Annotated in this window: 13 protein-coding genes, 16 tRNA genes and 2 rRNA genes; 30 read left to right on the top strand and 1 reads right to left on the bottom strand. The window is 47.3% G+C overall.

The window, feature by feature from the left end:
* The first annotated feature begins 243 nt into the window (after positions 1-243).
* The 22 genes from FTX54_RS13590 to FTX54_RS13485 all read left to right on the top strand — a co-directional run bounded on the left by FTX54_RS13590 (position 244) and on the right by FTX54_RS13485 (position 10106).
* A 23S ribosomal RNA gene (locus FTX54_RS13590) occupies positions 244-3190 on the top strand.
* A gap of 130 nt (positions 3191-3320) precedes the next feature.
* Positions 3321-3437: ribosomal RNA gene (rrf, locus tag FTX54_RS13585) — 5S ribosomal RNA — on the top strand.
* 9 nt (positions 3438-3446) lie between these two features.
* Positions 3447-3522, top strand: a tRNA-Ala gene (locus FTX54_RS13580).
* Between the two features lie 19 nt (positions 3523-3541).
* Positions 3542-3618 (top strand) — tRNA-Met (locus tag FTX54_RS13575).
* Positions 3619-3628: 10 nt separating this feature from the next.
* A tRNA-Ser gene (locus FTX54_RS13570) sits at positions 3629-3721 on the top strand.
* 26 nt (positions 3722-3747) lie between these two features.
* Positions 3748-3823: transfer RNA gene (locus FTX54_RS13565), tRNA-Asp, on the top strand.
* 53 nt (positions 3824-3876) lie between these two features.
* Positions 3877-3961: transfer RNA gene (locus tag FTX54_RS13560), tRNA-Tyr, on the top strand.
* Between the two features lie 5 nt (positions 3962-3966).
* Positions 3967-4040 (top strand) — tRNA-Trp (locus FTX54_RS13555).
* Between the two features lie 14 nt (positions 4041-4054).
* Positions 4055-4130, top strand: a tRNA-His gene (locus FTX54_RS13550).
* Positions 4131-4136: 6 nt separating this feature from the next.
* Positions 4137-4211: transfer RNA gene (locus FTX54_RS13545), tRNA-Gln, on the top strand.
* Positions 4212-4223: 12 nt separating this feature from the next.
* Positions 4224-4298, top strand: a tRNA-Gly gene (locus FTX54_RS13540).
* Between the two features lie 9 nt (positions 4299-4307).
* Positions 4308-4384: transfer RNA gene (locus tag FTX54_RS13535), tRNA-Arg, on the top strand.
* Between the two features lie 23 nt (positions 4385-4407).
* Positions 4408-4481 (top strand) — tRNA-Gly (locus tag FTX54_RS13530).
* A gap of 25 nt (positions 4482-4506) precedes the next feature.
* A tRNA-Ile gene (locus tag FTX54_RS13525) sits at positions 4507-4583 on the top strand.
* A gap of 4 nt (positions 4584-4587) precedes the next feature.
* A tRNA-Asn gene (locus FTX54_RS13520) sits at positions 4588-4662 on the top strand.
* 11 nt (positions 4663-4673) lie between these two features.
* A tRNA-Ser gene (locus FTX54_RS13515) sits at positions 4674-4764 on the top strand.
* A 6-nt stretch (positions 4765-4770) separates the two neighbouring features.
* Positions 4771-4845 (top strand) — tRNA-Glu (locus FTX54_RS13510).
* A gap of 70 nt (positions 4846-4915) precedes the next feature.
* Positions 4916-4991 (top strand) — tRNA-Lys (locus FTX54_RS13505).
* Between the two features lie 546 nt (positions 4992-5537).
* The gene (locus FTX54_RS13500; protein WP_147804468.1) at positions 5538-6578 is read left to right on the top strand and encodes a fatty acid desaturase; all 1041 of its coding nucleotides are present in this window, start codon (positions 5538-5540) and stop codon (positions 6576-6578) included.
* An 84-nt stretch (positions 6579-6662) separates the two neighbouring features.
* The gene (locus tag FTX54_RS13495) at positions 6663-7799 is read left to right on the top strand and encodes a sensor histidine kinase (protein ID WP_147804469.1); all 1137 of its coding nucleotides are present in this window, start codon (positions 6663-6665) and stop codon (positions 7797-7799) included.
* Positions 7796-8392, top strand: coding sequence for a response regulator transcription factor (locus tag FTX54_RS13490; protein ID WP_147804470.1), 597 nt, complete (start codon positions 7796-7798; stop codon positions 8390-8392). Before FTX54_RS13495 ends, FTX54_RS13490 begins: the two co-directional genes overlap by 4 nt.
* A 268-nt stretch (positions 8393-8660) precedes the next feature.
* On the top strand, positions 8661-10106 hold the full coding sequence (locus FTX54_RS13485; RefSeq protein WP_147804471.1) for an NADP-dependent glyceraldehyde-3-phosphate dehydrogenase: 1446 nt from the start codon (positions 8661-8663) through the stop codon (positions 10104-10106).
* Between the two features lie 454 nt (positions 10107-10560).
* Here FTX54_RS13485 and FTX54_RS13480 read toward each other — a convergent pair whose 3' ends face one another.
* Positions 10561-11361, bottom strand: coding sequence for a DUF6612 family protein (locus FTX54_RS13480; RefSeq protein WP_147804472.1), 801 nt, complete (start codon positions 11359-11361; stop codon positions 10561-10563).
* A gap of 166 nt (positions 11362-11527) precedes the next feature.
* Here FTX54_RS13480 and FTX54_RS13475 point away from each other — a divergent pair, with 166 nt between their 5' ends.
* The 8 genes from FTX54_RS13475 (at position 11528) to FTX54_RS13440 (ending at position 19103) form a co-directional block, all read left to right on the top strand.
* Positions 11528-11725, top strand: a complete 198-nt coding sequence (locus tag FTX54_RS13475; protein WP_147804473.1) for a PLDc N-terminal domain-containing protein — start codon at positions 11528-11530, stop codon at positions 11723-11725.
* A 5-nt stretch (positions 11726-11730) separates the two neighbouring features.
* On the top strand, positions 11731-12627 hold the full coding sequence (locus FTX54_RS13470) for an ABC transporter ATP-binding protein (RefSeq protein ID WP_147804474.1): 897 nt from the start codon (positions 11731-11733) through the stop codon (positions 12625-12627).
* Positions 12624-13400, top strand: coding sequence for an ABC transporter permease (locus FTX54_RS13465; protein ID WP_147804475.1), 777 nt, complete (start codon positions 12624-12626; stop codon positions 13398-13400). Before FTX54_RS13470 ends, FTX54_RS13465 begins: the two co-directional genes overlap by 4 nt.
* 78 nt (positions 13401-13478) lie before the next feature.
* Positions 13479-13976, top strand: a complete 498-nt coding sequence (locus FTX54_RS13460) for an Lrp/AsnC family transcriptional regulator (protein ID WP_147804476.1) — start codon at positions 13479-13481, stop codon at positions 13974-13976.
* Positions 13973-15157, top strand: coding sequence for an aminotransferase (locus FTX54_RS13455; protein WP_147804477.1), 1185 nt, complete (start codon positions 13973-13975; stop codon positions 15155-15157). Before FTX54_RS13460 ends, FTX54_RS13455 begins: the two co-directional genes overlap by 4 nt.
* A gap of 75 nt (positions 15158-15232) precedes the next feature.
* Positions 15233-15670, top strand: a complete 438-nt coding sequence (gene yugI / locus FTX54_RS13450) for a S1 domain-containing post-transcriptional regulator GSP13 (RefSeq protein ID WP_147804478.1) — start codon at positions 15233-15235, stop codon at positions 15668-15670.
* Between the two features lie 1075 nt (positions 15671-16745).
* Positions 16746-17156, top strand: coding sequence for a DUF1801 domain-containing protein (locus FTX54_RS13445; RefSeq protein ID WP_147804479.1), 411 nt, complete (start codon positions 16746-16748; stop codon positions 17154-17156).
* Positions 17157-17936: 780 nt separating this feature from the next.
* On the top strand, positions 17937-19103 hold the full coding sequence (locus tag FTX54_RS13440) for an iron-containing alcohol dehydrogenase (RefSeq protein ID WP_147804481.1): 1167 nt from the start codon (positions 17937-17939) through the stop codon (positions 19101-19103).
* Positions 19104-19420 lie beyond the last annotated feature (317 nt).

Below are 19420 nucleotides of genomic sequence, written 5' to 3'. Positions count from 1 at the left end.
CGGCCGGCTCTTTTTTTTTCGGCTTTCTTCTGCTTGGCAGTGGGAAAAAAGGAAAGAAGAAAGACGGCCCGCAAGCCTCTGTCCTTTGAAAACTGGATAACGTAATGTATGAACAATCAATCACCGGAAACAAGGTCTATTGGTCCGGGGTGCGCCCCGTGACGAAGAAACGAGTTTCCGAGTGTCTTAGAATATCGCCAAGACGATCGAATGACGTCCACTGCCTCCCTCAGGGAGGCAGCTGGTTAAGCTAGAAAGGGCGCACGGTGGATGCCTTGGCACTAGGAGCCGATGAAGGACGGGACGAACACCGATATGCTTCGGGGAGCTGTAAGTAAGCGTCGATCCGAAGATTTCCGAATGGGGGAACCCCGTATCCGTAATGGGATACGATCCACACCTGAATCCATAAGGTGTGTGATGGCAGACCCGGGGAACTGAAACATCTCAGTACCCGGAGGAAGAGAAAGCAAATGCGATTTCCTGAGTAGCGGCGAGCGAAACGGAAACAGCCCAAACCAGAAGGCTTGCCTTCTGGGGTTGTAGGACACTCCATACGGAGTTACAAAGAGAGGGTATAGAGGAAGCGGCCTGGAACGGCCCGCAGGATAAGGTAACAGCCCTGTACTCGACATGCCCCCTCCTCCGGAGTGGATCCTGAGTACGGCGGGACACGTGAAACCCCGTCGGAATCCGGGAGGACCATCTCCCAAGGCTAAATACTCCCTAGTGACCGATAGTGCACCAGTACCGTGAGGGAAAGGTGAAAAGTACCCCGAAAGGGGAGTGAAAGAGATCTTGAAACCGTGTGCCTACAAGTAGTTGGAGCCCGTTTATGGGTGACAGCGTGCCTTTTGTAGAATGAACCGGCGAGTTACGATGACGTGCCAGGTTAAGTCGATAAGACGGAGCCGCAGCGAAAGCGAGTCTGAACAGGGCGCTTTGAGTACGTCGTTGTAGACCCGAAACCGGGTGATCTACCCATGTCCAGGGTGAAGTCCAGGTAACACTGGATGGAGGCCCGAACCCACGCACGTTGAAAAGTGCGGGGATGAGGTGTGGGTAGGGGTGAAATGCCAATCGAACTCGGACATAGCTGGTTCTCCCCGAAATAGCTTTAGGGCTAGCCTCGAGGGATAGAGTGTTGGAGGTAGAGCACTGATTGGACTAGGGGTCCCTACAGGATTACCGAATTCAGTCAAACTCCGAATGCCAATCACTTATCCTCGGGAGTCAGACTGCGAGTGCTAAGATCCGTAGTCAAGAGGGAAACAGCCCAGACCATCAGCTAAGGTCCCCAAGTATACGTTAAGTGGAAAAGGATGTGGAGTTGCTTAGACAACCAGGATGTTGGCTTAGAAGCAGCCATCATTGAAAGAGTGCGTAATAGCTCACTGGTCGAGTGACTCTGCGCCGAAAATGTACCGGGGCTAAACGTATCACCGAAGCTATGGACAAAACACCTTCGGGTGTTCTGTGGTAGGGGAGCGTTCCAGGGGCATCGAAGCCGGACCGGAAGGACCGGTGGAGCGCCTGGAAGTGAGAATGCCGGTATGAGTAGCGAAAAGAGGGGTGAGAATCCCCTCCGTCGAAAGCCTAAGGGTTCCTGAGGAAGGCTCGTCCGCTCAGGGTTAGTCGGGTCCTAAGCCGAGGCCGAAAGGCGTAGGCGATGGAAAACAGGTCGATATTCCTGTACCACCACGTTTCCGTTTGAGCAATGGGGGGACGCAGGAAGGCAGGGCAAGCGCACCGCTGGATGTGTGCGCCGAAGCAGGGAGGCTGGAACACAGGGAAATCCGTGTTCTGTTAAGGCTGAGCTGTGACCGCGAGGGAAATTTAGTACCGAAGTGCCTGCACCTACACTGCCAAGAAAAGCCTCTAGCGAGGAAACTGGTGCCCGTACCGTAAACCGACACAGGTAGGCGGGAAGAGAATTCTAAGACGCGCGGGAGAACTCTCGTTAAGGAACTCGGCAAAATGACTCCGTAACTTCGGGAGAAGGAGTGCTCCCTGGGGTTCATAGCCCAGGGGAGCCGCAGTGAATAGGCCCAAACGACTGTTTATCAAAAACACAGGTCTCTGCGAAGCCGCAAGGCGAAGTATAGGGGCTGACACCTGCCCGGTGCTGGAAGGTTAAGAGGAGGGGTTATCCCTTACGGGAGAAGCTCCGAATTGAAGCCCCAGTAAACGGCGGCCGTAACTATAACGGTCCTAAGGTAGCGAAATTCCTTGTCGGGTAAGTTCCGACCCGCACGAAAGGTGCAACGATTTGGGCACTGTCTCAACGAGAGACCCGGTGAAATTATATTACCTGTGAAGATGCAGGTTACCCGCGACAGGACGGAAAGACCCCATGGAGCTTTACTGCAGCTTGATATTGGGTGTCGGAACAGCTTGTACAGGATAGGTAGGAGCCTTGGAAACCGGAGCGCCAGCTTCGGTGGAGGCATCGGTGGGATACTACCCTGGCTGTTTTGACATCCTAACCTCGACCCGTGATCCGGGTCAGGGACAGTGTCAGGTGGGCAGTTTGACTGGGGCGGTCGCCTCCTAAACAGTAACGGAGGCGCCCAAAGGTTCCCTCAGAATGGTTGGAAATCATTCGCAGAGTGCAAAGGCATAAGGGAGCTTGACTGCGAGACAGACAGGTCGAGCAGGGACGAAAGTCGGGCTTAGTGATCCGGCGGCACCGTATGGAAGGGCCGTCGCTCAACGGATAAAAGCTACCCTGGGGATAACAGGCTAATCTCTCCCAAGAGTCCACATCGACGGGGAGGTTTGGCACCTCGATGTCGGCTCGTCGCATCCTGGGGCTGAAGTAGGTCCCAAGGGTTGGGCTGTTCGCCCATTAAAGCGGCACGCGAGCTGGGTTCAGAACGTCGTGAGACAGTTCGGTCCCTATCCGTCGCGGGCGCAGGAAATTTGAGAGGAGCTGTCCTTAGTACGAGAGGACCGGGATGGACACACCGCTGGTGTACCAGTTGTTCCGCCAGGAGCATCGCTGGGTAGCTACGTGTGGACGGGATAAGTGCTGAAAGCATCTAAGCATGAAGCCCCCCTCAAGATGAGATTTCCCATCCCAAGTGATTGGGAGTAAGATCCCTCTGAGACGAAGAGGTAGATAGGTCTCGTGTGGAAGCGTGGCGACACGTGAAGCTGAGAGATACTAATCGATCGAGGGCTTAACCAAAAAAAGAAGATAATTCGACGACACCGATTGAAGGGTTCATACACCCCCGTTATCCAGTTTTGAGCGGACAGCTCCAACCCACCCAGGGCGCACAGGCCCGGAACAAAAGGGTTGAAAAAAACAAAAAAGATCCAGTGACGAAAGCGGAGAGGTCACACCCGTTCCCATGCCGAACACGGAAGTTAAGCTCTCCAGCGCCAATGATAGTTGGGGGCTCTCCCCCTGCAAAAGTAGGACGTCGCTGGGTTTTACATATGGGGCCTTAGCTCAGCTGGGAGAGCGCCTGCTTTGCACGCAGGAGGTCAGCGGTTCGATCCCGCTAGGCTCCACCATTTTTAATTATAAGGTTTTGGCGGAGTAGCTCAGCTGGCTAGAGCGTACGGTTCATACCCGTGAGGTCGGGGGTTCGATCCCCTCCTCCGCTACCATTTATATATTGGAGGAATACCCAAGTCTGGCTGAAGGGATCGGTCTTGAAAACCGACAGGGGTGTCATAGCCCGCGGGGGTTCGAATCCCTCTTCCTCCTCCATTTAAATTTTATTTTTTCATATACAAGGTCCCGTGGTGTAGCGGTTAACATGCCTGCCTGTCACGCAGGAGATCGCGGGTTCGATTCCCGTCGGGACCGCCATTTTTCTTGAGTTGATGGTGAAAACTATTCACTTCTCAACGAATAGACAATGTGGAGGGGTAGCGAAGTTGGCCAAACGCGGCGGACTGTAAATCCGCTCCTTCGGGTTCGGGAGTTCGAGTCTCTCCCCCTCCACCATTTTTAGGGGTATAGTTTAATGGCAAAACGAAGGTCTCCAAAACCTTTGATGCGGGTTCGATTCCTGCTACCCCTGCCAAATTACATAATGCGGCGGTTGTGGCGAAGTGGTTAACGCACCGGATTGTGATTCCGGCATTCGTGGGTTCGATTCCCATCAGCCGCCCCACTACATAGGGCTATAGCCAAGCGGTAAGGCATCGGATTTTGATTCCGTGACCCGCAGGTTCGAATCCTGCTAGCCCTGCCATTTTCAAACGATGCGGGAATAGCTCAGTGGTAGAGCACCACCTTGCCAAGGTGGGGGTCGCGGGTTCGAATCCCGTTTCCCGCTCCATTATAACCTGCGCCCGTAGCTCAATTGGATAGAGCGTCTGACTACGGATCAGAAGGCTAGGGGTTCGACTCCTCTCGGGCGCGCCATTTTAATTTAATATTTTACCTATGCGGGTGTAGTTTAGTGGTAAAACCTCAGCCTTCCAAGCTGATGATGTGGGTTCGATTCCCATCACCCGCTCCATTTTTTTTGTGTGAATGTTGTGTGGGGGCCTGTAGCTCAGCTGGTTAGAGCGCACGCCTGATAAGCGTGAGGTCGGTGGTTCGAGTCCACTCAGGCCCACCATTGTTCCACAGTAGCTCAGTGGTAGAGCAATCGGCTGTTAACCGATCGGTCGTAGGTTCGAATCCTACCTGTGGAGCCACTACTTCTTTAGGAGAAGTACTCAAGTGGCTGAAGAGGCGCCCCTGCTAAGGGTGTAGGTCGCGCAAGCGGCGCGAGGGTTCAAATCCCTCCTTCTCCGCCAGTTTCAGGCCCGTTGGTCAAGTGGTTAAGACACCGCCCTTTCACGGCGGTAACACGGGTTCGAATCCCGTACGGGTCACCAAATTTACTTGTTTCGGATGAAACCGGACAGGGTAAAGTAAAACGTTCGATCGTTTTCTTTACAAAAGTGAGAGCCATTAGCTCAGTTGGTAGAGCATCTGACTTTTAATCAGAGGGTCGGAGGTTCGAATCCTCCATGGCTCACCATTTTTAAATTTATCTCCAGGTACATTAAGTACCTGGAGTTTTTTTGTTGTATAATCGATTCCTGGTTGGCTGGCTCAATGGTAGGGGGTTGTTGAAAATAACCATTGTTACAGGTATTTAGCTGTTTTAAACTTTGCTGTGGAGATTTTTTTGGTTTCCAGAGTGCGTGCAGAAGAAAATACTGATTTGATTCATTTCTGCTTTGATTGCTTTCAATGGGAAGAAGGAGAATTCTGCACAAAGGAGTAGGGAACGTTAATTTACCCGCTCGAAAACTTTTCTACACCCATTAATAACGTAAAGTTAATAAAAGCTGAGAGAACGAATTGTCTTCTGTATTGAATAAGGGATCAATTGACTAAATAGGATAATACTAGAGCGAAAGAACTACAGATATTTCCAATAAATTATTACATAACTGAAATTCATGACAGTTGTCATAGTTCTATTCTGACATCTATGTCTTATGTCATTGCCCGCTTTCTTTTACAATGAACCTATAGATAATTTAACACAATGAAGTTTAGAAATAGGAGGAGAAAACACATGAGCAGAAAACAACAAGCCGAATTAAAAAAGAGTGTCGCTCCTTTTGCGAGTTCCGATATGAAAACCAGTATTTGGCAGATAGCCAACTCCATCATTCCTTTTATACTTCTTTGGATATTAGCCTACCAGAGTTTAAGCGTCTCCTATTGGCTGTCGCTCCCATTTATTATTCTCGCTGCCGGATTTGTAATCAGGACTTTTATTATTTTCCATGACTGTACGCACGGATCTTTCTTTAAGAATCCAAAAGCAAACCGGGTAGTTGGAACGATAACCGGTATCATTACTCATTTCGCATTTGAAAAGTGGAAGAGAAGCCATACAATTCACCACGCGACGAGCAGTAACCTTGATAAGCGGGGAACTGGTGACGTGTGGATCATGACAGTCGAGGAGTATGCGAAAGCAGGCTTCTGGGAGCGTTTTACCTACCGTTTGTATAGAAATCCAATCGTGATGTTTGGTCTTGGCCCTATTCACTTATTCTTTATTGATAATCGGTTTAACCGAAAAGGTGCCAAAAAGAAAGAGCGATGGAATACTCATCTCATTACTGCGTCAATTGCCGTTATTTACGCGCTGTTGATTTGGGGAATCGGTCTGGTACCATTCCTGATTATTCAGCTTCCAATATTACTAGTTTCCGGAGCGCTCGGTATATGGCTCTTTTATGTTCAGCATCAGTTTGAAGATTCCTATTTTGAAAAAGAGGAAGATTGGGATTTTGTTAAGGCAGCTGTCGACGGCAGTTCCTATTACCAGCTTCCGAAGATAATTCAATGGCTGACAGGCAATATCGGCTATCATCACGTTCACCACCTGAGTCCGAAAGTACCAAACTACAATCTGGAGAAGACGCATGAACACACGGTTCCTCTCCAGCAGGTTACAACGATTACGCTGGCTTCCAGTTTTAAAGCTGTGCGCTTCCGTCTTTACGATGAAAGAAATAAACAGTTCGTCACTTTTAAAGATGTAAAAAGACGAATGAAAAAATATGGTACTGTAACTCCTTCGAGAACCCGGATGTCCGGATAAAAAAATAAATTTACGAAGCTCTTTTGCCTACACGGGAAAGGGCTTTTTGTTACACTAAAGAAGAAAAGAAGGGGGCGGAGGATTATGAAAAACTGGTTTCATATATTTCCAAAAAACACTGGATTAAGTTTATATGCATGGATTATTTTTTGTCTTCTGCCTTTTTATTTTGTCATCAGCAATTCTACCCTCGCGGAAATCATAGCCGGCGTATTGATGATAGGGCTTTTCTTTACGGCCTACAGGCTGTCCTTTATTAAAAGAGGCTGGATTGTTTATGCTTCCATAACAGTGGAGCTTGCTATCAGTACAGGAATGACGCTTTATTTTGGCTACGTCTATTTCTTTCTGTTTTTAGCTTTTTATGTAGGAAACATTCTCAGTAAAAAGAAATTTGTATCTTTGTATGTAATTAATCTTGTAACAGCGGTTTCTGCAATGGGAATCGGATTTTATACACAGAGCGATATTTTTATGATGCAGCTTCCGTTTATTATTATCAGTTTAATTGGCATTATTTTGCTGCCGTTTACCCTCTACACTCGAAACAAGCAGGAAATTCTCGCCAATCAGCTCAGAGAGGCGAACGAAAGAATTTCACAGCTGATGGTAATGGAAGAAAGGCAGCGCATTGCCAGAGACCTTCATGATACACTAGGTCAAAAGCTTTCGCTGATCGGCATGAAGAGTGATCTGGCCGAGAAGCTGGTGGAGACAAAGCCAGATAAAGCACAGGTAGAAATTGAAGATATAAACCGGACAGCCCGGATGGCTTTAAAAGAGGTCAGAGAACTGGTTGCCGATATGAAAGGTACGAGGTTAAGAGATGAACTGCTCCATGTACAGGAGATATTAAACGTTGCAGGAATTAATCTTGAAGTTCAAGGGAACCGGGAATTTACGAATGTCCCCCTGCTCGTGGAAAATACACTCAGTATGTGTTTAAAAGAGGCAGTTACTAATATTGTTAAACATAGCAGAGCCACAGAGTGCCAAATTTCCATAACGGAATCAGCACGCGAAATCATCGTTTCCGTACAGGATAACGGAGTCGGGTTTTCCAAACAGGTGACGACGTTTCAGGAGAGCGGTGTGCAGGGAATGAAAGAAAGACTGGAATTTATAAATGGCACCCTGACTATCGACTCGGTTCAGGGAACCCGGCTGCTGATGCGTGTACCTAGAATTGCAATGTCGGTCAAGAGGGAGGAAAGAGCATGATTAGGATCGTACTTGCAGAAGACCAGAAAATGCTCCTCGGCGCTCTAGGTTCCCTGCTGGATTTAAAAGAGGATATGGAAGTTGTCGGTAAGGCTGAAAATGGGGAAATGGCAGTACAGCAGGTCTTGGAGCTGAATCCTGATGTGTGTATCATGGATATTGAAATGCCGATAAAAACGGGCCTGGAAGCGGCTGAAGAATTAAAAGATCACCCGTGCAAAGTGATCATTCTGACTACTTTTGCGAGGACCGGTTATTTTGAACGGGCGAGAAAAGCAAAAGTGAACGGTTATCTGCTTAAAGACAGCCCAAGCGAAGAGCTGGCAGATTCCATACGGACGATCATGGAAGGAAGGCGTGTATATGCCCCTGAATTGATAGATATGGCCTACGATAATCCCAACCCTCTTACCCAGCGGGAGACGGAGGTCATGAAGCTGATTGCAAACGGTAAAACGACGAAAGAAATTGCTGGAGAACTGTTTATAACGAATGGAACTGTCCGGAATTATGTGTCGGTTATTCTCGAGAAGCTGGAAGTTACCAACCGAATTGAAGCGATCACTATCTGCCGGGAAAAAGGCTGGATTTAACTTCTATTTGTAAATAATTAACTATGCATGTGTGAATAGAGAATTCACGCGTGCATTTTTTTGAACCTGTTGAGCCTGTAAGGTTATCTTCCATTGAAAACGCTTTAATTTTCTGAAAATTGTTTTTGTATAGGAGAATGTACTCAAATAAAGTACATAAATACTGCCTTTTTTTTGAGCTGTTCGCTTGTTTGAAAGAGTTTTCACATGGTTTAATTAACAGCTATAGCCACAAGTGGTGAAAATTAATTAAACGGAGGGTGAATATATGTCATTACGTCAGGACAACAAAAAGTTTCATACGTTATTAAATAATAAGTGGGTAGGAAGTCAGAGCGGAGAAACGGTGAAAATTTACTCTCCGGACGATCAATCCATTACAGGAGAAATTCCTGCACTAAGTCAGGAAGAAGTCGATGCAGCTATTAATCAAACAGCCGATGTACAGGCTAACTGGGAAGCGACAGAAGGCCATGAACGATCGGAGCTCCTGCACCGCTGGGCGGAAGAATTAGAAAAAATGACCGACGAAATCGGGGAAATGATCCATAAAGAAGTAGGGAAAACGCTTTCTTCCGCAAAAGGAGAAGTTAAACGCACGGCTCAGCTTATTCGGCATACAGCAGAAGAAGGTCTGAGAACACACGGAAGTTTTATTCAGGGGGATGCCTTTCCCGGTGCTTCCAAAGCGACAAAAGCAATGGTACAGAAAGTGCCGCATGGAGTAGTGCTGGCGATATCTCCATTTAACTACCCAGTCAATCTTGCAGCTTCCAAAATTGCTCCTGCCCTTATTACAGGAAACACGGTTGTTTTTAAACCGGCTACCCAGGGGGCAGTCAGCGGACTGCTTATGGTCGAGGCCCTTGTGAAAGCAGGTCTGCCGGAAGGGGTATTAAACATCATAACCGGACGTGGTTCGGTTATCGGTGATTTTGCAGTCACTCATGACAAAATCGACATGATTACTTTCACGGGCGGCACAGAAACCGGCCGGCACATTGCTAAAAAAGCATCAATGATTCCAGTCGTTCTTGAACTTGGCGGGAAAGATCCTGCTATTGTACTTGAAGATGCCGATCTTGATAAGGCGGCTAAAGAAATCGTCAGCGGGGCACTCAGCTATTCCGGCCAGCGCTGTACAGCCATTAAGCGCGTCATGGTTGTCGACAGTGCGGCAGACGAACTGATTGATAAAGTGAAAGCTCTTGTCGCAGACCTGAAAGTCGGTCTTTCCAGTGAGGATGCAGCGATCACTCCTATGATTGACCAGAAATCAGCGGATTATGTCCTTTCTCTCATTGAAGATGCGAGGGAAAAAGGAGCTTCTGTCGTTCACGAAGGTGTTAAGGATAAGAATCTTCTCGGTCCCACCCTTCTTGACCATGTAACAGAGGATATGGAAGTAGCATGGGAAGAACAGTTCGGCCCCGTCCTTCCATTCATGAGAATATCCAACGAGCTTGAAGCGGTCGCGCTTGAAAAGCGAAACGCATACGGTCTCCAGGCGAGCGTATTCACTCAAAATCTGGAAAATGCTTTTGCGATTGCCGATAAGCTGAATGTCGGTACCGTGCAGGTGAACGGAAAAACATCCCGCGGACCGGACCACTTCCCATTCCTGGGAGTAAAGAACTCCGGACAGGGTGTCCAGGGTATCGGCCGCAGTATCGATTCTATGCTGCGTGACAAGGTACTGGTGCTTAACTTATAGTACTTCCGGTAAATTGAATAACAAAGAATAAAAAAACAGCGGAGGCATAGCTTCCGCTGTTTTAATACATAGAAGAATGCTTCCTTACAGTTCCATTCTCTGCTTTTCTGTATGAAAATGCTTTTATTTTTCTCTTTCCTGCGATCATAGGAGAAGCTTTCCGCGGAGCTCCTTTTCTGCTGTTTCCAGCGAAGAACAGCTTCTCTGAAAAGGATCTTCAGACTTCGCTGATCCCCGCAGGAGTCACCGCCATTTGCTTCAAAAAAGAAACGGATGGATCAGCAGAGGTCTTCTTTGACTGGACCACCTGTTAAAAGGCCAGGGCAGTATCTCCTGAAAAATTTCCTACGCAGCAGGCCGGCAGCGAAGTTTCTCTATAAGGAATGACAACGATCATTAACATAGCTTCCTATTTTGATCAGTGAGGTTTGTATGAACTCCAAAATAACCTGAATTAAAAGCTGGCCTGCACTTCTTCGGCTTCCTCAATCACTTCGGCAGGTATGGAAATGGGGTCTATGCTGTCGAAATTCTTCATCTCCATAGTTATCGTCTGCTCCATTGCTGACATTTGTCCCATCGTATCCATCAGCATTCCCATGTCAATCGCCGCCCCGGTCTGGCGGAAGGACTCTTTTTCTATATGGACGGTGTAGTCAAATTGCTGGATTTCAACGTCTTCCATAACCTCCCCCATTTCTTCCATCTCTCCGAGCCCGCTGACCTGTTCCATCAGCTGCTGGACGTCGAAGTTTTCTCCTGAGAGGGAAAGGATATATTCGCTGTTTGTTTCCTCTATTTTCGTTTCTTCCACAAATTCCTGCAACTGATTCAGCTGCTCTTCCGGGCTCATCTGTAAACCTGCCAGGGCAAGCATCTCCTCATGCGTTTCTTCAGGAAGCTTTACCCATCCTCCGAGCAGGGGGTCTTCGAGAAAGAAACCTTGTTCTTCGTGGAAATAGGAAGTGAAGGCAAGTTTCTCCGCTCCATCAGCCATCGTCATTTCCGTTTTTTCCGTATAGGTGAGAGGATTTTTTGTCAGCTCCAGCCTGCTGATAGTTTGATAGTCCATACTTTCTTCCCCGGCCATCTCCATCGACTGGTCCATGTTTGTAGTAACTGTGTAAGAATCCACATTTCCCATTGCTTCAGCGGATTCCGTAAGCACCTGTTCGGCGGAAAGACTTGCTTCCTCTGCCCCGCATGCGGTAAGCAGAAATGCAGCGGAGGCAGAAAGGAACAATGTTTTTTTCATCGTTTGTCATCCTTTCACGTCGCTTACTATAATATAGCGATACATACTGAAAAAAGTTTCAATAAATATTTACCAGTACAGGATGACAGGGAATGGGAGGAAACGTATGATTAATAGAGGAACCGGTGTCTTGTGAGCACTATGGATTTAAAAAGGAGCGAATATTATGGAAGAATTCGGAAACATCAACTGGGCTGTTATACTTCCGGTGCTTATCCTGCAGTTTGCGTTAACTATTGCTGCACTCGTATCCTGTTTAAGCCAGGAAATGACGAAAGAAAAACGGCTAATGTGGATCTTAATCATCATTTTTATTAATATTATCGGACCGATTCTTTATTTTGTTTTCGGAAGGAGGCAATAATAAAGATGCTGAAAGTTATCGGTGTACAGAAAATATACGGAGAAACGAAAGCAGTGGACCACGTAGATATGCATATTAAGAAGGACCGTTGTACAGCTCTGATTGGTCCAAACGGTGCAGGAAAAACAACCCTTTTGTCTATTATTACAGGGCTTGGGAAACCGGATAAAGGAAAGGTTATTCTTTCCGGAAAACATCAGGACCGCCGGGAGGTACTCGGGTATCTTCCGCAGTTTCCCCGGTTCTACGACTGGATGACTGGCAGGGAATATGTCCGGTATGCCGGTGAGCTGTTCGGTCTTACCAGAAAGGAAGCAGACAGGAGGGCGGAGGAACTGCTGGCAATGACAGGTCTCGAAGAATCCGGCAGTAAGCGGATTGCCGGCTACTCCGGAGGGATGAAGCAGAGGCTGGGGATTGCCCAGGCTCTTATCAACCGCCCGGAACTTCTTATTCTGGACGAACCAGTTTCCGCTCTTGATCCCTTTGGAAGGAGAGAGGTTATCGAACTGCTGAAAAAGTTAAAAAAAGATACAGCTATTCTTTTTTCAACTCATGTTCTTGGGGATGCAGAACAGGTAAGTGATGATATTTATATGATGAAGGAAGGGAGAATCATATTGGAAAGCACACTGGCAGAATTAAAGCAGAACTATGCGCTGCCGGTATTTTTAATAGAAACGAAAGACGGGATTGAGGAACTGGCAGAAGCTTTCCGGAATCAGCCGTGGGTGAAGGAAGTGGAGCTTGAAGCAGGCCGCATTCGGATACAAGCAGTAAATATGGAAGAAGGCAGGGCCGGTGTACTGCAGCTGCTTAAAGATAAAAATGCTCTTTATACGAAAGTGGAGGCAGAAACCGTTTCCCTTGAAGATGTATTCATGCAGGTGATGAGCGGGTGAAACAATTATGGGTAATGTATAAAAAAGAATGGCTTGAAGCACTGCGTAGCTGGAAAGTGCTGTGGATTCCAATTGTCTTTATGATAATCGGGGCTTCCCAGCCGCTGACAACGTATTACATGGATACGATCATTCAGGCTGTCGGCGGGCTTCCGGAGGGAACAGTTTTTGAGATCCCACTTCCGGAAGCAGAAGAAATTCTTCCGGCCGTACAAAGCCAGTTTAATCAGATAGGACTGTTGATTCTCGTGCTTGCTTTTATGGGCACAGTAAGCGGCGAAAGGCAGCTGGGCACCCATCTGCTGATTTTATCGAAGCCGGTAAGTGAAACCAACTTTATCCTGGCAAAAGCTGCCCACGCTTTTTCTCTTTCTCTTCTCGCCTACCTGGGTGGAATGACTGCGGCTGTTTATTACACCGTCATTCTTTTCGGGGAACTGGATCCCGTAAATGTTTTCCGGGGAGCGGCTGTGTACGCCGTGTGGCTGATTTTTGTGATTACTCTCCTTCTTTTTTTCAGTTCGTTTATTAAAGGGTATGCCGGAGTGGCATTTTCAACTCTTACTGCCGCTCTTCTTGTAAGTATGGCTGCCTCTTTTCTTCCGGAGCGTTTTCTTTATTCACCAGGGGTTTTACCGGCACAGAGCAGCAGTTTTTATCTTACCGGAAGCGGAGGGGACGGCTTTACTGGGGCGCTTATACTGACCGTTTTTCTTATCTCTGCACTTCTAGGGGCTGCATGTTTTATATTCCGGGGAAGAAAGACTGCCTAAAAATTCTCACTATTTTTCGCAAGTGCTAGATGATAGAAGCTGTGTGGTGTAGAATAAGGAAATCAGGGAGGGAAAAGTATGACGGAAAAAGAACGGGAACTATTACTTTTAATTGAAAAAGAAGGAAGAATGTCGGCGGAAAAGCTGGCAAAGATGCTCGACCTGCAGCTTAACGAAATTAAACAAATGTTGCATCAGCTGGAAAGCCGTAATGTCATCCTCGGCTATTCTGCAATTATAGATTGGACAAAAGCCGTCGGCACAGAAATAGTTACGGCGATGATAGATGTGAAAGTGACACCACAGCGCGGGCGTGGATTTGATGAAGTGGCAGAGCGGATTTACCGGTTTAACGAAGTGAAAGCCTGCTATTTAATGTCCGGTACGTATGATTTATCGGTGGTGATCGAAGGAAGGACTATGTCGGAAATTGCTAATTTTGTCTCCGAAAAACTTTCCACACTCGAATCAGTCATCTCCACTACGACACATTTCCGTTTGAAACAGTACAAGCACGACGGAATTATTTTCGTAGACGAAGATGGTGCAGATCCTCGTATTGTGGTGTCGCCATGACGAATGTTAAAAACACTCACGATGTTCATTTGTCGAAAGCAGTGGAACGGATCGAGCCGTCCGGTATCCGCCGTTTTTTTGACCTTGCCTCATCGATGGATAATATTATTTCTCTTGGGGTGGGGGAGCCGGACTATACGACTCCCTGGAATGTGCGGGAAGCAAGCATTCATTCCCTCGAGAAAGGTTTAACATCATACACGGCCAATGCCGGTCTGCTGGAGCTGCGTGAAGCCATCTCTGTGTATATGGAGTCCCGCTTTCAGACAGCATACGATCCGGAAGAGGAGATCATTGTCACAGTAGGAGCAAGTGAAGGACTGGATATTGCACTTCGGGCCGTAGTGGATCCGGGGGATGAAATACTCGTTGTTGAACCGTGCTTTGTTTCATATGCCCCGCTCGTATCACTTGCAGGCGGCGTGCCAATACCGGTACCGACTTCGATGGAAAACAATTTCCAGGTGAATGTGGAGGCAATTAAAGAACGTCTGACGCCGAAAACGAAAGCGATTATGCTCTCTTTTCCGAATAATCCGACCGGAGCTGTTATGGGCCGGGAGGAACTTGCAAAAGTGGCGGCCCTCGTTCAGGAACATGATCTCGTCGTGTTTTCCGACGAAATTTATGCGGAGCTTTCCTATGACGAAGAACATGTCAGTACAGCGGCTCTTGATGGAATGTGGGAACGGACGATTCTCATTTCCGGTTTTTCGAAGTCGTTTGCCATGACGGGCTGGCGCGTCGGATACGTCTGTGCCCCTGCTGTGTATGCGAGGGCTATGCTGAAAATTCACCAGTATGCAATGATGTGTGCTTCCACGATGGCCCAGTATGCCGCTCTGGAAGCGATGAAAAACGGCCGGGCGGATATGGAGGAAATGGTGGCAAGCTATCGGCAGCGCCGTAATTACTTCGTCAAGTCGCTTCGGGAAGCAGGGCTTTCCTGTCATTCTCCAGGCGGAGCATTTTACGCTTTTCCTTCTATCCGATCCACTGGACTTACGTCGGAGGAATTTGCGGAAAAGCTGCTGATTGAGCAGCGGGTAGCTGTCGTTCCCGGGCACGTCTTCGGCGACGGCGGAGAAGGACACGTACGCTGTTCCTACGCGGCTTCCATGAAGCAATTGGAGGAAGCGGTGGACCGGATTGCAGCTTTCGTAAAAAATTATCAAAACTAAGGTTTTAATCCTTTTGTCATTTTCGGAAAATCGTGATATAATTACACAGTTAAAATATATATAGGAGTTGTTTGCATGTCAGGTCAATATGAAGTTGGAAGTATCGTTGAAGGAAAAGTTACAGGTATCAAACCGTTTGGTGCGTTCGTTGCGTTAGATGAGAAAAAGCAGGGGCTTGTCCACATCTCTCACATCGCCCACGGCTATGTGAAAGATATTAATGACAACCTTTCTGTTGGAGACGTTGTTAAAGTTAAAGTCCTATCTGTTGATGAAGCGTCCGGTAAGATTTCACTTTCTATTAAAGAAACTCAGCCTAAGCCGGAGCGCCCGGAGCGCCCTCGTCAAAGCACTGGAAGCGGCGGCGGTGGCGGCGGTGCTGCCAAGCGCAGCGGCGGAAGCCAGCAGCAGAGCCAGCCACAGGGATTCAATACTCTTGAAGACAAGCTGAAGGATTGGTTGAAGCAGTCTAACGAAATCCAGGCAGATCTTAACAAGCGCATTAAGAAGTAAGATACGTGAATTTTCCTCATGAGCGCTGGATTTATCCGGCACTTCCAGACCAGAAAGCCGTCGTCCAATCCGGACGGCGGCTTTTTGTGTGTAAAAAATGTGGGTTGGGTCCGTTTATAATCAAATAACGTTCCAAATCTTCTTTTACTTGAATGAATTTCATAAGTCGCTGTAAGAAAGGGATTTCCGAACGTTGTGAATGATTTTCATTTCAGACGGACGCTTTCCGCGGGGCTCGTCTGTAAACTGGAAGAATGCAGAGTGTTGATTAAGTAAAGAAAGAAGTATAAGTATTCTATTCCTTGTATTTTCTCCTCCGCTTACCGGCGGAAGCCTGCCGTGGGGCTTGTCTTCAGCTATTTCCAATGCCTGCTGCATTGGAAAGGATCTTCAGACTGCGCTTTAATCCCACTGGCGTCCCCGCCGGACACGGCAGAGAAAATCACTTTTTTTATAGGAAAAACCTGTAGTACGCTTGTTTTCGCAGCAAAGTCTTTCTTTTTGTTCAGATGCTGGAGCTGTAGAAAGTGAATCCGGAAAAATGATTCTTTGTTTTATAAAAGGCAGGTCAGCTGAGAGAGTGCCCTTCGGAAAGCGACTCTTCGAAAATAGAAGCAGCCAACTGTCTACTTATACAAAAAATCACTTTGTAAACAGCCTGAATTCTTCCAGTGCTGTATAAAAGAAGATGACCTCCGCTGCAGACGGACACTTTCCGTAGGGGCCGGACTCAGCTGGTTTCCTCCTCCCAAGAATCGTAAGAAATGAATCTTCGTCTCGTTCTTCATCCTCCTGGATTCACCATCTCCGGCTTCTGCAGCCTGCTTTATGCAAAAGGTTATAAAATGTTCATCAAACCAGCAGGAGATTTCCTTCATGGCAGACTGGCAGTAAAGTAACAGTATTTAGAAAAGAAGGTAATAAGAGATTCTGTAAAGAACTAATAACAAGATAGCAAAGAAAGTGAATGCTGCCGCGAATAAAGTTGGATATTTTTTTCACGTCAGGACGACAGCGATTTTTTCGTAATAACAACGATGAACGTTGAAAGAACCTTAAAAAAGGAGCGTGTAAAATGGGGTATGAACTGAAAACGAAAGAAAATGAGGAAGATGTTACGTCATTTTTAAACAAGCTGGAAAAGGAATCGAAAAGAAAAGATGCTTTCAGGCTGCTGGAGATTTTCCAGGAAGAAACAGGCGAGGAACCAAAAATGTGGGGAGAATCAATGATCGGCTTCGGAACGTATCATTATAAATACAAAACCGGGCATGAAGGTGACTGGTTTATCGCCGGATTTTCCCCGCGCAAAGCTAATTTCAGCCTCTACCTGGCCCAGACAGAGCCGAAGCGGGAAGCCCGACTCGAAAAACTCGGAAAACATAAAAGTGGTAAATCATGCGTCTACATTAACAAGCTTGCCGATATCGATGAGCAGGTTTTAAGGGAAATGATATCCGAAACAGTGCTGTTTTTAAAAAAATAGCTCTGTTAAAGCATTCCAGTGTTGATAAACGTAGAAAACTTCGCTGCAGCTCTGCCGTGGAGGAGATTTCCGGGTAGGACCTGCGTCCTGAGGTATCTTCCAATCTCCTTCTTCCACGGGCACGTTTCCGCTTCGTTTTGATTTTCCAATACAAAAATCCGCTGGTTGAATGAAAAAAGTACTAAGGTAGAAACAAGTGCCAGGGAGATTATTCAAGACGCCTGCGGAAGGCGCTAAGATCGTCTCGGACGCAAGGGAAGCCGCGTGCCCGCCAGGCGGAGGAGCAGCAGGCACTCCAAAAACAACACAGAGCTTTAACAGATCACTCATGCAAAAACATTGCACCGTGAAGGATGGAAATGCCCTTTTACAGGAATGGAACTTCCCCCCTATACAGGCGGCACCAATGATGTTCAAGGAAGGATTCTCTTTATTAGATGGTAGATACTTCTTTATCTTTTTACCGTAAGCTGTAGTGGAGATGGGGCGACTCCAGGGCGATCCAGGACGAGCCGAAGATCCATCCCGCCCGACGGAAGGGAGGACGGGATTAGCTGAGGCCGGCCCGCCCGGAAAGCGTCCCCATGGAAACGAAAGCGCACGTTCATCACTTAACTACTTTATTTTCAAGGCAGCCAAAAAATAAAACTTAGAAGACGGTTCCTGGGTGTTATCTCCAAACCCGCCGGCAGCGGGCTAAAAGCACATCTTTTGCAAACGTCTTCTCCTTACGGGATAATATGCTCCGTACAGCTAATCCAACAGAGGAGTGATTGCTACATGGATAACTTTATTTATCAGAATCCGACACGACTGATTTTCGGCCAGGGGCAGGTCAATGAACAGCTGATCGATCAGCTGCAGCCTTTCGGTAAGAAAGTCATGATCGTATACGGTGGAGGAAGTATAAAAAAGAACGGCATTTACGATGAAGTAACCGGTCTTTTAAATGATAACGGCTTTGAAGTACATGAACTTTCAGGTGTGGAGCCGAATCCAAAGCTTTCCACAGTACGAAAAGGAGTGGAAAAAGCGAAACAGGAAAACGTTGACGTTCTGCTTGCTGTCGGAGGCGGGAGCGTAATCGACTGCACGAAAGCAATCGCAGCCGGTGCAAAATATGACGGCGATGCCTGGGACCTTGTGACGAAGAAAGAAACGCCGAAAGATGCACTGCCATTCGGCACGATTCTCACTCTTGCAGCTACAGGATCGGAAATGAATGCCGGATCGGTAATTACTAACTGGGAAACACACGAAAAGTACGGATGGGGCAGTCCGCTCGTTTTCCCGAAATTCTCGATACTTGATCCGCTCAATACAGTGTCTGTGCCAAAAGACCAGACCGTATACGGCATTGTTGATATGATGACACACGTACTTGAGCAGTATTTTCATCAGCAGAAAAACACACCGCTTCAGGAAAACATGTGTGAAGCTGTGCTCAAAACGGTTATCGATGCAGCACCGGGTCTTGTTGAAAATCTTGAACATACAGACCGCCGGGAAACGATTCTTTATGCCGGCACGATTGCCTTGAACGGCACGCTGCAGATGGGAACCCGCGGCGACTGGGCTTCTCATAATATCGAGCATGCTGTTTCTGCAGTGTATGATATTCCTCACGCAGGCGGTCTGGCTATTCTCTTCCCGCAGTGGATGCGTCACCATAAAGAGATGGGCCGTCAGAAGCTTGTACAGCTCGCAGTGCGCGTCTGGAACGTTGATCCGGAAGGAAAGACAGAGGATCAGGTTGCAGAAGAAGGCATTCAGAAGCTCGAACAGTTCTGGCAGTCTCTTGGAGCACCTGCCCGCCTGAAAGACTATGACATCGACGAAAAAAACATCGATCTCATGGCGGATAAAGCGATGTCCAATGGACCTTTCGGCAACTTCAATAAACTTCATAAAGAAGACGTTGTAACTATTCTTGAAACGTCCCGTTAATTCTTTTACAAAGGCCGTCCCGGAGGTGAAACTCTGAGGCGGCCTTTTTATGTGTTAAGGGTGCATCAGATTAATCGAGGGAAAGCGGCGGGGGATGCTTTGAGTAGATTATATTGTAGTGGTTAAGAGCGGGGCGGTTCTGTTAATTAACGCCGCAGTTCTTATAAAGTACTGGAAGGTTCTTATGATTCGGCAGGAGGTTTTGTTAATTCCGCCGAAAGTTCTATTAATTACGTGCAGTTCTGTTAATTGGTGCGGCAGTTTTGTTAATCTCCAGGGCGGTTCTTTTAATCCGGGATTTCTCCCTTATCGGAGAG

Source organism: Alkalicoccus halolimnae (genome assembly GCF_008014775.2).
Lineage (GTDB): Bacteria > Bacillota > Bacilli > Bacillales > Salisediminibacteriaceae > Alkalicoccus > Alkalicoccus halolimnae.
This window is presented reverse-complemented; position numbering and strand designations above follow the sequence as displayed.